Consider the following 11596-nt stretch of genomic DNA (forward strand, 5'->3'; position numbering starts at 1 on the left):
GACTCCGGTGGTCGTGCTCCATGCGCTGCTGATGGGTGCGTACAAGGCGAGCGGCTTGCTGGATCGCCTGACAACCGCCATGAATCCGTGGCTGCGGCCGTTCGGCATGACGGGCCGGGAGTTGGCGCGCGTCGTGATGGGTTTCGGCTGCAACGTGCCCGCCGTCATCAGCGCGCGATCGTCGTCGGCTTGCTCGCGCGGCGTATGCGTCTCGGCCATCGCTTTCGGTTCGGCCTGTTCGTATCAGTTGGGAGCCACGCTGGCGGTCTTCGCCGCGGCGGGACGACCCGGGTTGATCGTACTCTACCTGCTCTATCTCGGCGTTACGACTCTCGCCTACTCCCGCCTCAGCGCGCCGCCGGCGGCTCGTTCTCCCTTCAATGTGCTGTTGACGGAGGGCCGGGTATTCTTGACTTGGCCGCGCCCGAGCGCCGTCCGGCTTGAGGCGCAGGGCGTTGTTGGGGAGTTCTTTCGCAGGGCCTTGCCGATCTTCTTTCTGATCACAGCCGCGGCTTCCCTGTTGCATTGGCTGGGCGCGCTGCAAGCTGCGTCGGCCGTCGTCGAGCCGGCGATGGCCGCCTTTCGATTGCCCTCGGAAGCGGCCCTGGCGGTGGTCTTGGCGAGCGTGCGCAAGGACGGCATCCTGCTGCTGGCGGAGCCGGGCGTCGCCGCAAGCCTCAGCGCCGTCCAACTGTTGACGGCCGTCTACCTGGCCGGCGTGCTGCTGCCTTGCCTGGTCACCTGTTTGACGATTGCGCGCGAGCAGGGTCGCGGATTCGCGTTGCGGTTGGTGGGTCGGCAGGCTGTGGCAGCCACCGGGTTCAGCGCTTTGCTGGCGTGGGGCGGCGCATGGCTGTGAGCCCGATCATCGGCGCCCACCGGCGCAAGGGGCAAAAACTGCTGCACCGGCAGTGCTGGAACTGGGGCCGGGACATCGAGCGTCCGGAAGGCAACCTCCTGCTCGAAGCGGGCTTCCTCAAGAGACGGCCGCCCGAAGGAGCAGCAGGATCGAGCTGCTATACGCTCACGCTGTCCGACGGCGACATCCTCATGGTGTGGGGTTTCGGCCTCCTGTACGGAACGCTGCACAAGGGCGGCGTCTTCCTCAACCGCTACGAGTTTCACCCCCTTTGGCTGCCGTTGGAGATGGTCCGGGAGCCCATTTGGAGGCCCGACATGATCCCGGCTGCACAGGCGCCTCCGTCGCCCCGCGTACCGGTTGACTTGACCGTCGCCGCCATTCGGCGCATCGCGGACTATGAGGAGTGGGCGCTCGCGCGCTGCGGTCTGGAGTATCGTCGCGCCATTCTGCGCCAATGGAAACGGCCTTCCGAGCGACTGCCGCCGCAGACCGTTCCTCAGGCTTGGCGCTCGCTCGCCGATGCAATCGACGGCCAACCGCACCGGCATCCCCCGCGCCGACCTGTTCCAGCGGCAGACGGGCCGTCTGTCGGCGAGGTTCGGGACTAGGAGCCTGTCCGGGAACTCAGCGTTGACCGATCCGGCGTCGTTCGCAGCCTTCGCCTGCCAAGAGCTGGGCCTGTTTTGCCAAGGGCTGGTATGCTCTCCCCGCACTCCTGGTGCGGCGCACCGAACTCACGGATTCGGTGTGTCGCGACGCAGGCACGGCGCCATGCTCGAGGAAATCGTCCGCTTCACCCGGGATCACCATCGCTTCGCCGTCACTTCTCACGCTCGCCCCGACGGGGATTCCATCGGGTCGGAGCTGGGATTGGGACTGGCCCTGGAAGCTCTTGGAAAGACGGTCACCATCGTCAACGCCGATCGCGTGCCGCGGGTCTACCGCTGGCTCCCAGGCGCCGAACGAGTTCGGACCGTCGACCGGTTGGAAGGGAATTGGGACGCCGTCTACGTCCTGGAGTGCAACGACCTGAACCGCCCCGGGGTCCGGAACCTGGATCGCTATCCGGTGGTCAACATCGATCACCATGCTCGCACCGAACCGTTCGGGACGTTCAACTGGGTGGACTCGGGAGCCGCGGCCGTCGCCGAAATGGTGTACCGGCTCCTGTTGGAACTGGAGGTGGCCGTCACGCCCGAAATCGCCACCAATCTCTATGTGGCGATTCTGACCGACACCGGCTCGTTTCGGTTTTCCAGCACTCATGCCGGGACCTTCCACACGGCTGCCCGCCTGACCGAAGCGGGGGCGGACCCGGGCTGGATCGCCCAGCAGGTCTACATGAACCAGCCGCGATCCCGGGTGGGTCTGCTGGTCAAGGTCCTGGACACTTTGGAGATCCATCCCTCCGGGAGGATCGCGTCGATCTACCTGTCGCAATCCATGTTGGCCGAAGCCGGAGCCACCGAAGAGGACGCTGAGGGTCTCGTGAACTATGCCCTGGGTCTGGAGGGCATCCGGATGGCGGCCTTGGTCCGCCAGGACAGGGACGGTCAGGTTCGGGTCAGCCTGCGTTCCAAGGGAGACTACGACGTAGGGATCGTGGCGTCCCGATTGGGTGGTGGAGGGCACCGAAATGCGGCCGGCCTGAGAATGGAGGGAGACACGGGCCATGTGGCCACGGAAGTCCTGGGCCGCCTGGAGCAGCTCTTGGATCCGGTTGACCAGGGATTCCCGGCATCTTGAGCAGACGGCGGACCCGGCGGCGCAGGGCCGCAAGCAATGCCGCCGGCCGCTCTCGAGGCGGCCCGCGCGGTCCCGCCCCGGACGGTGTCCTGGTCGTCGACAAGCCGGAGGGCCCCACCTCCCATGACGTCGTGGAATCGGCGCGGCGCTCGCTCGGGACCCGGGCGGGGCACACCGGCACCCTGGATCCCCTGGCGACCGGGGTCCTTCCCCTGGTCCTGGGAAAGGCGACTCGGCTGAGCCGTTTCTACCAGAACCAGGACAAGGAGTACCTGGCCGGAATCGGTCTGGGGAGGGCCACCGAAACCTATGACCGGGAGGGAGCGGTGGTCCGGGAAGGTCCCGTTCCCGACCTCTCGACCCGGGAGGTTCGGGAGTTGTTGGATCGATTCGTGGGCGAGATCCCCCAGCGTCCGCCGCTCTACTCGGCCGTTCGGGTCGGGGGCCGGCGGCTCTACGAATTGGCCCGGCGCAAGCAGCAGGGAGAGCCTCCCCTCCGCCATGTCAGGATTCATGGAATCGAGTTGTTGGAACGGGGCAGGGAGGAGTGGACGCTCCAGGTTCACTGTTCCGCCGGAACCTACATCCGATCCCTGGCTCACGACCTGGGCGAAGCGATCGGCTGCGGGGCTTTTCTGGAGAGTCTGAGACGGACTCGCTCCGGCTCCTTCGACCTGTCCCGGGCGGTATCGCCCGAACGGATGGGGGAGGAATGGGAGCGCGCCCATTTTCCCCTGGACGCGCTGCTTCCGGAGCTTCCCCAGGTCGAGTTGGAGGATCCCGAAGCGAAGCGGGTCCGGCACGGGGGACAGGTTGTTGTCGATCCGCCTCTCCCCGGCGGCTGGTGCCGGATCTTGCACGGAGGCCGCCTGGTGGCCCTCGGAGAAACGGACGCCGCGACGATTCAACCTTCAATCGTCCTGGACCCGCTGTAAGGAGATCGAGAGGGATGCCGGTGAAAGGGACCTTTCCGGAATTGGCGCCGCTGGTGGAAAGGCTGCGCGGGCGGCCGCGCTTCCTGGTCTTCACGGGAGCGGGCATCTCCACGGGATCCGGGATCCCCGACTTCCGGGGACCCCAGGGCGTCTGGAAGAAATGGACGCCGGTCTACTACCAGGAGTTCCTGAATTCCCGTGAGGCCCGGGTCCGGCACTGGCAGTACAAGCTGGAGGGCTGGGAGGGGTTCCGGGACGCCAGGCCCAACGCGGCCCATCGTGCGTTGTCGCGCCTGGACCGGCAGGGGCGTCTCAATGCCGTGGTCACACAGAACATCGACGGCCTTCACCAGTTGGCCGGACATCCCCCGGGAAGAGTCATCGAGTTGCACGGAACCAATCGGATGGTGGAGTGCACCGGCTGCGGCCTCCGGCAAGACCCGGACCCCGTCTATTCGGAGTTCGCCCGAACCGGCGATCCACCCCGCTGTTCCTGCGGCGGTTACCTGAAGCCGGCGACCGTCTCCTTCGGCCAAGCCATGCCCCGGGACAAATTGGCGTCGGCTTTTGAGGCGGCCGCCCGAGCCCAGGTGGTCTGTTCCATCGGATCCACGCTGGAAGTGGAACCGGCGGCCTCGGTGCCCCGGGCGGCCCGGCAGGGAGGCGCCTTCTACGCCATCATCAATCGAGGCGAAACCGCGCACGATCACATCGCCGATCTGAAGGTCGAAGCGGACGTCAACCGGATCCTGCCGGCGCTGGCCGAGCGGCTGGCGCGCCTCTCTTGATCCTCTCTTTCCCGCCGTAATAGACTGACGCGGCCCCGGCGCCGGAATTCTCCCATGCACTCTCACGACCCCATCCACGTCTGTTGGACCATCGACTGCGAGGCCACCCAGGAGGCCATCGACAACACCGCGTTGGGCATTCGCTCTCTTCGGGGTTTTTGCGACCTGTTGCTGGCGAGCGGTTGCGCCGGCACCCTGTTCGTGGTTCCGGGAGACGCCCGGGCCTATCCCTCGCTCCTGCGGGAGCTGGCCGGCGCCGGGTTCCAGATCGGCCTTCACTTCCATCCCCAGGAGGAGGGGCACCAGGACTATTGCGGCGCCTATACGGCCGAGGAACAGTACGCCATGTACCGCCGAGCCCTGGATCAGTTTGCCGACGCGGTCGGATTTGTCCCCGAGACCTTTCGAACCGGGAACTGTTCGGCGAACGACTCCACTTTCCCGGTGACCGAGAACCTGGGATTCACCAGTTGCTCCCATTCCATGCCGGGACGAAACATGCCCGGGCTCCGGAGCAACTGGGTCAACGCTCCCCTGAGCGTCCACTCGACTCACCGCGCGAACCGGCTCCTGGAGGGAGACATGCGGCTGGTGGAGGTCCCCGTCACCACCGATCCCGACTCCATGCTCTGGTCCGGAGGGCATCCCCAGGACCTCCGGGTGGAACTGTTCGACGCCAAGAATCACCGCTACATGATCGAAAAGGTCCTGTCGAGGGAGCAGGCCCGGCCTCCCGGCCTGGTCCGGACGTTGGTGGTCCTGACCCACAACATCTTCGACTATTCGGACCCCGCGGATTTTCGCCGGCACACCCTGCAACAGATGATCCGCGACTTTGGACAACTGGCGGAGCAGAAGGCAATCGAGCTGACTCCCTCGACCATCGGCGCGGCGGCCAGGGCTCACCGGCGCGCCGCCGGAACCGGACAAGAGGTCCACTGATGGGTGCCGGGCAATCCTCCTATCCCATTCGAGAGATCCCCTTCGGATCCATGGGCGGTCTCTACGACCAGGACGACGTCCAGGCCGCCCTGGAGGTGATTCAAGCGGCGGCGGGTGCCGGCGGCAGCTTCTTCCCCCTCCCCGAGGAGGGGGATTTTCAGAACGCCTTCGCCCGCCACGAGGGGGCGGACCATGCGGTGGCGGTCAACAGTTGCGGCACCGCCCTGGATCTCTGCATGATGGCGCTGGGCGTGGGTCCCGGAGACGAGGTGATCACCACCCCCCTCACCTTCGTCTGCACCGCCACCTGCGCACTGGCCCGGGGCGCCGAAGTGGTCCTGGCCGACGTGGACCCCGACACCCTCTGCCTGGATCCGGTCCAGGCGCGCCGCCGCATGACCGACCGGACCCGGGCCGTGATCCCCGTACACTTCGCCGGCCTGGCCGCCGACTGCGGCGCGTTCGAGCGCCTCACGCGCGAAACCGGAGTGGCCGTGGTCTACGACGCCGCCCACGCCGTCTCCACCAAGTGGCAAGGACGGCCCATCGGCGGCTTCGGACAGGCCAGTTGCTACAGCTTCCAGTCCAACAAGAACATGACGACCCTGGGGGAAGGGGGCGCCGTGACGACGGACGACGACGAGTTCGCCGAGAGCGTCCGCCGGATGAAGACCTTCGGCTATGTTTACGGCAAGGAGAGCCGTGTGGTCACCGTTGGATTCAACTACCGGATGACCAAGGTCCAGGCGGCGGTGGGAATCTCGCAACTCAGGAAGATCGACCAGGTGGTGGCCCGCCGCCTCGAGGTCTTCCGCGAGATGCAGCGGCAATTGGAAGGGGTGGAGGAGATCATCCGTCCCGCCGGGATCGAGCCCGGACACGGGTGCCACCTCTATGTGTGCCGCTTGGACACCGACCGGGTGCCTTTCGGCCGGGACGCTTTTCTGGGGACTCTCAAGCAGAAGTACCGGGTGAGTTGCGGCATCCACTACCCGCCGGTCTGGAACTGGGACGTCATGGCGCGGCGGGGCTACGGCGAGGCCGCGGCCGGCTGTCCCGCGGCGGCGCTGGCCGGCAATCAGGTCTTCAGCCTGCCCCTGTTTCCCCAGACCACGAACGAGGACTGCGCCTACCTGGCCTGGGCCCTGAAACAGAGTCTCCTGGAAACCGCATGACGGCGCGCAAGGTTCGCTGGGCCCTGGTGGGGGCCGGAGACCTGGCTCGAAAGCGGCTCGCCGCCGCGATCCGGTCGCAACCCGGCAGTATCTTGCGCAGCCTGGTCAGCCGGGACCCGGAGGGCCGGGCGCCGGACTTGAGGACGCTTGCGCCCCAGGCGGTCCAGGTCCGCTTCGAGGAGATGCTGGAGGACGATTCCGTCGACGCCGTCTACCTGGCGACGCCGGTCTTTCTGCACGCCCCCCAGGCCATCGCGGCCCTGAAGGCGGGCAAGGACGTCCTGGTGGAAAAACCCATGGCCATGGATCTCCGGCAGGCCCGGGAGATGTGCCGGGTCGCCCGGGACCGGGGCCGCAGGTTGTCGGTGGCCTACTATCGCCGCTTCTGGCCCCGCTTCCAACTGGTCAAGGAGATGCTGGACCGGGGCGAACTGGGAGAGTTGGTCCTGATCCGGATCGCGCTGCACAGTTGGTACCCGGGTCGGGGTGGGGAGGCCGCGGATTGGCGGATCAATCCTTCCATGTCGGGCGGGGGAGTGCTCAGCGACGTGGGTTGTCATCGGCTGGACCTGCTGGCCTGGTGGATGGGCCCGCCCGGCAAGCTGGTGTCCCGGGTCCTGACCCTGACCCACGGATATTCGGCTGAGGATTCGGTCACCGCGCTTCTGGAATGGGAAGACGGTCCGGCCGGCACCGTCTCCTTCAACTGGAACAGCCGGACCTGGACCGACGAGATCCACCTGGTGGGCACCGACGCCAAAATCACCCTCCATCCGTGCGACGGCGAGACGGTGACCATCACGGCGGGGCGCGACATCCGGCAGCGGCCCGTGCCCAACCCGGAAAATGCCCACGGCCCCGTGGTGGACGACTTCGCCCGGTCCATATTGGAAGACCGCCCGCCCCGCTTCGACGGCCCGGAAGGCCTCCAGGCCACTCGAATCATGGACGCCGTCTTCCGTTCCGCCCGGCAGGGCGCCTGGACGGAGCTGGACTGAACCCGTGGACAACTCGACGCTGGAACAACTCCGCTCCGATTTCGAGTCGGTCAGCCGGACCCTCGGGGACGGACTGCGCCGGCGGACGCCCCGTCTGGTCGCCCTGGTGGCCAAGTGGCAGAAGGAAGACCTGGTCCCGGGCCTGAGCGACCTGGACTTTCGAGTCATCTGCGACGACGGGACCTCGGCCGAAGACTGGGTCGAGGTGGATCGCGCGGTCGGGGAGATCCACCTGGAGATGGTCCGTGAGCACCCGGAATGGAACCGGATCAACGAGCACACCGCCGGGGCCGGCCTCACCGTCGGGGAGGCCATGGACGGCCGCTTCCACAACCCCGAGTACGCCGCCTGGTCCGTCTGGTGGGGAGAAGGGGAGTGGTATCGGGAATTGGTCCGCCGGATCCGCCGCCGCCCCTTCGACCTGTTGGACGAGCACTACCACCTCAGCCGTTTCCTGGGCTACTACTCTCCCTACATCCAGGGCATCGATCCCCCCATCAACCTGGGCCGATTCGAGCCCAAATACCCGCTCCACTCCCGTTGCTGGCACTACTTCGCGCCTCCCATGCTGTCGGCGGCCTCCCTGCTGGCGAGGCGCAATCTCTCCGGCAAGCGCCGGGGGCTGGGCTGGCTCCATGAAGCGGGACACGCCAAGGCGGCCGTGGAGGCGGTCCTGCACCAGGTCGACAGCCAATACGAGACGCGGGAGTTGGGCGACCCGGGGCGTCTCGGCGAATTCGAGGATTTCCTGTTTACGGCCTTCACCGAGTTGCGCGATCCGGTGCGGGAATCGGTGCGCCACCTGCCGCTTCCGCCCACGTCGGACCCCGGCGTGTTGAAGCGGAGCCTGACGGCCATGGTCTCCGATCCCCTCTCCACCCTGATCGAAAACGTGCGCTTCGTGCGGATCCGGGCCGGCCGCTACCATTTCTACGTCAATGCCCCCCGGCACTTCGAGGTCCAGGAGCTCATGGCCATCGAGCTGAAGTGGGCGCGCAGACTGAATCACGGCATATTCAGCAGCATCCGGGCCATTCTGGAAGAGGGCGGACTGGGTCCAGCGGAGTGCCTCCGCCGGCTGGAGATCGAGGTGGATCCGGTTCAGGCGGAAGCCATGGAGTTCATGGCGGACCTCTCCTCACGGACTCCACAGGACCCGGATCTGCGGCAGCTCTTCCAGGAGGCCGTGGGCCGCTTCCCCCACTACTACCGCCTCCTGGAGCAGTCGCTGACCCGAAGCCTGGAACGGGTCTCGCACGGGAGCGCATAGCAGTTCCTCCCGGCGGTGATCGGGCCTATCCAACAAACCCGGCGGGAGGTGTAGACTCATCCTGGGAAATGCGGATTTCAAGGACGCGAATCGGAAACTGGCCTTGCGGTGTCGTCGTCCTGGCCGTGGCTTCCTTGATCCAGGTCCCGTCCATGGGCCAGTCCGGTTCGTCCGAAGATGCCATCCAGGTCCAGTCCGTCTTCCATGACCGGTGCCACTCCTGCCACAATGCCCGGTTGCTGCAGGGCGGGCTCTCTCTCCAGACCCTGACCGACGTCTTGAAGGGGGGCGCCAGCGGACCGGCCCTGGTGCCCGGATCAAGTGGGGACAGCCTCCTTTTCCGACGGGTCAGCGGAATCCAGGAACCCCGGATGCCCTTCCGAAAAGAACCCTTGTCCCCGCAGGAACTGGCTCTCCTGCGGAGGTGGATCGACCAGGGAGCGAGGTGGCCCACCGATCAGCCGCCTTCGGCAGCAACGCCCCGGCTCGCGCCCCGTTGGCCCCGGATCCCGGAAGAGCCGGCGCACCTCACCAATCCCATCGACCGCTTCGTGGCCGCGTTCCTCTCCGCTCAGGGGAAACCCTTTGCCCAGCCGGTCCCGGACCGGGTCTTCCTGAGGCGGGTCCACCTGGATCTGTGGGGGCTCCTGCCTTCCCCCCGGGAAATCGAGAGCTTCCTCTGGGAAGAGGAAGAAGATAAGCGGGAACGGCGGATCCGAGCGTTGCTGGAGGATTCGGACCGCTACGCCGAGCACTGGATGAGCTACTGGAACGACCTGCTGCGAAACGACGAAGGAGTCCGCTACCACGGGGAGCGCGAATCCGTATCGGAATGGTTGTACAAGGCGCTGCAGGAGAATCTGCCCTACGACCGGTTGGTGCAGTCGCTCCTGAACCCGGCCGCCGAGGACGATCCCCGGGGTTTCCTGGTCGGCGTCAACTGGCGGGGCGAGATCAGCGCCAGCCAGAGACGATCCATGCAGGCGGCGCAAAACAGCGCCCATGTCTTCCTGGGCGTCAACCTGAAGTGCGCCTCCTGCCACGACAGCTTCGTGGACCGCTGGAAGTTGTCCGACAGCTACGGCCTCGCCAGTCTCTTCGCCGAGGAGAAACTGGAGCTGGTGCGCTGCGACGCCCCGCTGGGACGGACGGCTTCCCCCCGGTTCATCTTTCCCGAGTTGGGGACAGTTTCCGCCGGCGGCCTGGAGCAGCGTCGGCGGCAGGCGGCGGAGCTCTTCACCTCGCCACGCAACGGCCGCTTCGCCCGTACCCTGGTGAACCGCATCTGGGACCGCCTGCTGGGCCGCGGTCTGGTCCCGGAGATGGACGATCCGGAAAGCGCCGCCTGGTCCCCCGATCTCCTGGACTGGCTGGCCTGGGACTTCGTGGAGAACGGCCACGACCTCAGGCGGTTGCTGGTTCAGATCCTGACGTCACGGACCTACCAGATGCCGCCGGTCCAGGACTCGCCGGTGGAAGGGGCGGCCTCCGCTTTTGGGGGACCGGTTCCCAGACGCCTGACCGCGGAGCAGTTCCTGGACGGTGTCTCCTCGGTGACCGGCGAGTGGAAGATCCTGAGCTCCGCGTCGGGCGACGCGGGCCGTCCCAGCCGTGCCTGGAGATTCAAGTCCAGCCCCCTGACCCGGTCACTGGGACGCCCCATACGGGACCAGGTGGTGACGGCGCGCAACCACGAATCCAGCACCCTGCAGGCCCTGGAGCTCTCGTTTGGAGACGAGTTGAACCGGTTGATCCACCGGGGAGCCGCCAGATTGGCCGGGCAGCTCCGCCCGGCGCCCCGGAATCATTTCGACAGCGGAAACGTCAGATGGGGCAAGGTGGAGGTCGACGTCGACATCGAGGAGTTCCGCGAGTTGCGGCTTCTGGCGGTCGATATGGATTCCTACGATCCCTCACGCGTGCGAGTGGCCTGGGCTGACGCCGAACTCGCGGGTCCGGAGGGAGCGGCGCCGTTGCACCGCATCCAGGGTGAAGGAGGCTTCCAGCAACGTCCCGTCCGATTCGTTGAGCGGACGACCCGGCGAATCACGGCGGAGGACGGGACAACCCGCACGGTCGCCGACAGGACCCCCCATGCATATTCCGAGGCGCTCGTCACCGGACTGCCCGGTGAGCTGGTCTTTCCTCTGGACGGGAGGGGATTCACTCGTTTCCGGGCCGTTGTAGGGGTGGACGAGAAAAGCCTGGGGAGCGACATCCACCCCAGCGTCCGTTTCTTCGTTTTCGACCGTGAGCCGGACCGGGATCGCCTGGTCCGGGAAGAAGGCGATCCTCCCGTTGCCCGAGCTCCGGGCGTCGAGTCGGAGGACGAGCTGGTCACCTGGCTCTACCGCTACTGCCTGGCGCGGGATCCATCCGGTTCGGAGCGGAAGCTGGCCCTCTCGCTGTTGGGGAATCCCCGGCCCGGGGGAGCACTGGACGCGGAAGGGGTGGAAGACCTGCTCTGGGCCCTGTTCCTCTCGCCCGAGTTTCAGACCATTCGCTGAAGTTCTGCCTTACCTACCCGCCGGCCCGCCGCTTCGCCAGGTAATCGGCCAAGCCCCCGCTTCGCCATGAAAAAGGGGACAGTTTCGTTCTTTGAAGAAACGCCGCTTGGCCAGATTGAAGAAAAAGCAGAAAAAGGGGACAGTCTGTTTTTCCTGGACTTCGAGGTGGTCACTTGGTCGGATTTCTCGGTCACTTCGGGAATCCCGAGAATTGCCGGTTTTCTCAAGTTTTCTTCGCCGTTCTTGGTTCTGAGTCGTTGTTTTCATCAGGGACGTGAACCGACGCCCCATCGTGCCCGAGTCGGTTGAACCGAGTATCGTAGCCATGGCCCGAACCGCACGACACAAGAGCCCGGACGCCGCCTTCTACCAC

11 protein-coding genes are annotated in these 11596 nt (G+C 66.4%); all 11 read left to right on the plus strand.

Annotation, left to right across the window (positions count from 1 at the left end):
- Positions 1 to 859, plus strand: an 859-nt coding sequence (locus tag OXT71_23025) for a ferrous iron transporter B (GenBank protein ID MDE2929273.1), incomplete at its 5' end; no start/stop codon positions are given.
- Positions 850 to 1470, plus strand: coding sequence for a hypothetical protein (locus OXT71_23030; protein ID MDE2929274.1), 621 nt, complete (start codon positions 850 to 852; stop codon positions 1468 to 1470). The genes OXT71_23025 and OXT71_23030, both read left to right, overlap by 10 nt.
- 139 nt (positions 1471 to 1609) lie before the next feature.
- Complete coding sequence (locus OXT71_23035; protein MDE2929275.1) at positions 1610 to 2608, plus strand: bifunctional oligoribonuclease/PAP phosphatase NrnA; 999 nt, start codon at positions 1610 to 1612, stop codon at positions 2606 to 2608.
- Positions 2605 to 3543: a tRNA pseudouridine(55) synthase TruB gene (truB, locus tag OXT71_23040; protein MDE2929276.1), complete on the plus strand. Its 939-nt coding sequence runs from the start codon at positions 2605 to 2607 to the stop codon at positions 3541 to 3543. The genes OXT71_23035 and truB overlap by 4 nt, the downstream gene beginning before the upstream one ends.
- Before the next feature lie 14 nt (positions 3544 to 3557).
- Positions 3558 to 4331, plus strand: coding sequence for a Sir2 family NAD-dependent protein deacetylase (locus tag OXT71_23045; protein MDE2929277.1), 774 nt, complete (start codon positions 3558 to 3560; stop codon positions 4329 to 4331).
- A 54-nt stretch (positions 4332 to 4385) separates the two neighbouring features.
- The gene (locus tag OXT71_23050) at positions 4386 to 5273 is read left to right on the plus strand and encodes a polysaccharide deacetylase family protein (GenBank protein MDE2929278.1); all 888 of its coding nucleotides are present in this window, start codon (positions 4386 to 4388) and stop codon (positions 5271 to 5273) included.
- On the plus strand, positions 5273 to 6448 hold the full coding sequence (locus OXT71_23055; protein MDE2929279.1) for a DegT/DnrJ/EryC1/StrS family aminotransferase: 1176 nt from the start codon (positions 5273 to 5275) through the stop codon (positions 6446 to 6448). Before OXT71_23050 ends, OXT71_23055 begins: the two co-directional genes overlap by 1 nt.
- Positions 6445 to 7446: a Gfo/Idh/MocA family oxidoreductase gene (locus OXT71_23060; GenBank protein ID MDE2929280.1), complete on the plus strand. Its 1002-nt coding sequence runs from the start codon at positions 6445 to 6447 to the stop codon at positions 7444 to 7446. Before OXT71_23055 ends, OXT71_23060 begins: the two co-directional genes overlap by 4 nt.
- Before the next feature lie 4 nt (positions 7447 to 7450).
- Entirely contained in the window at positions 7451 to 8716 is a 1266-nt protein-coding gene (locus OXT71_23065) for a hypothetical protein (GenBank protein MDE2929281.1), read from the plus strand.
- A 68-nt stretch (positions 8717 to 8784) separates the two neighbouring features.
- Positions 8785 to 11223 (plus strand): DUF1549 domain-containing protein, encoded by a 2439-nt coding sequence (locus OXT71_23070; protein MDE2929282.1) that lies wholly within the window; start codon positions 8785 to 8787, stop codon positions 11221 to 11223.
- Between the two features lie 66 nt (positions 11224 to 11289).
- Positions 11290 to 11532 carry a hypothetical protein gene (locus tag OXT71_23075; protein ID MDE2929283.1) on the plus strand — a complete coding sequence of 81 codons (243 nt, stop codon included), beginning with the start codon at positions 11290 to 11292 and terminating at the stop codon, positions 11530 to 11532.
- Positions 11533 to 11596: the final 64 nt, after the last annotated feature.

The organism is Acidobacteriota bacterium, assembly GCA_028874215.1.
Lineage (GTDB): Bacteria > Acidobacteriota > UBA6911 > RPQK01 > JAJDTT01 > JAJDTT01.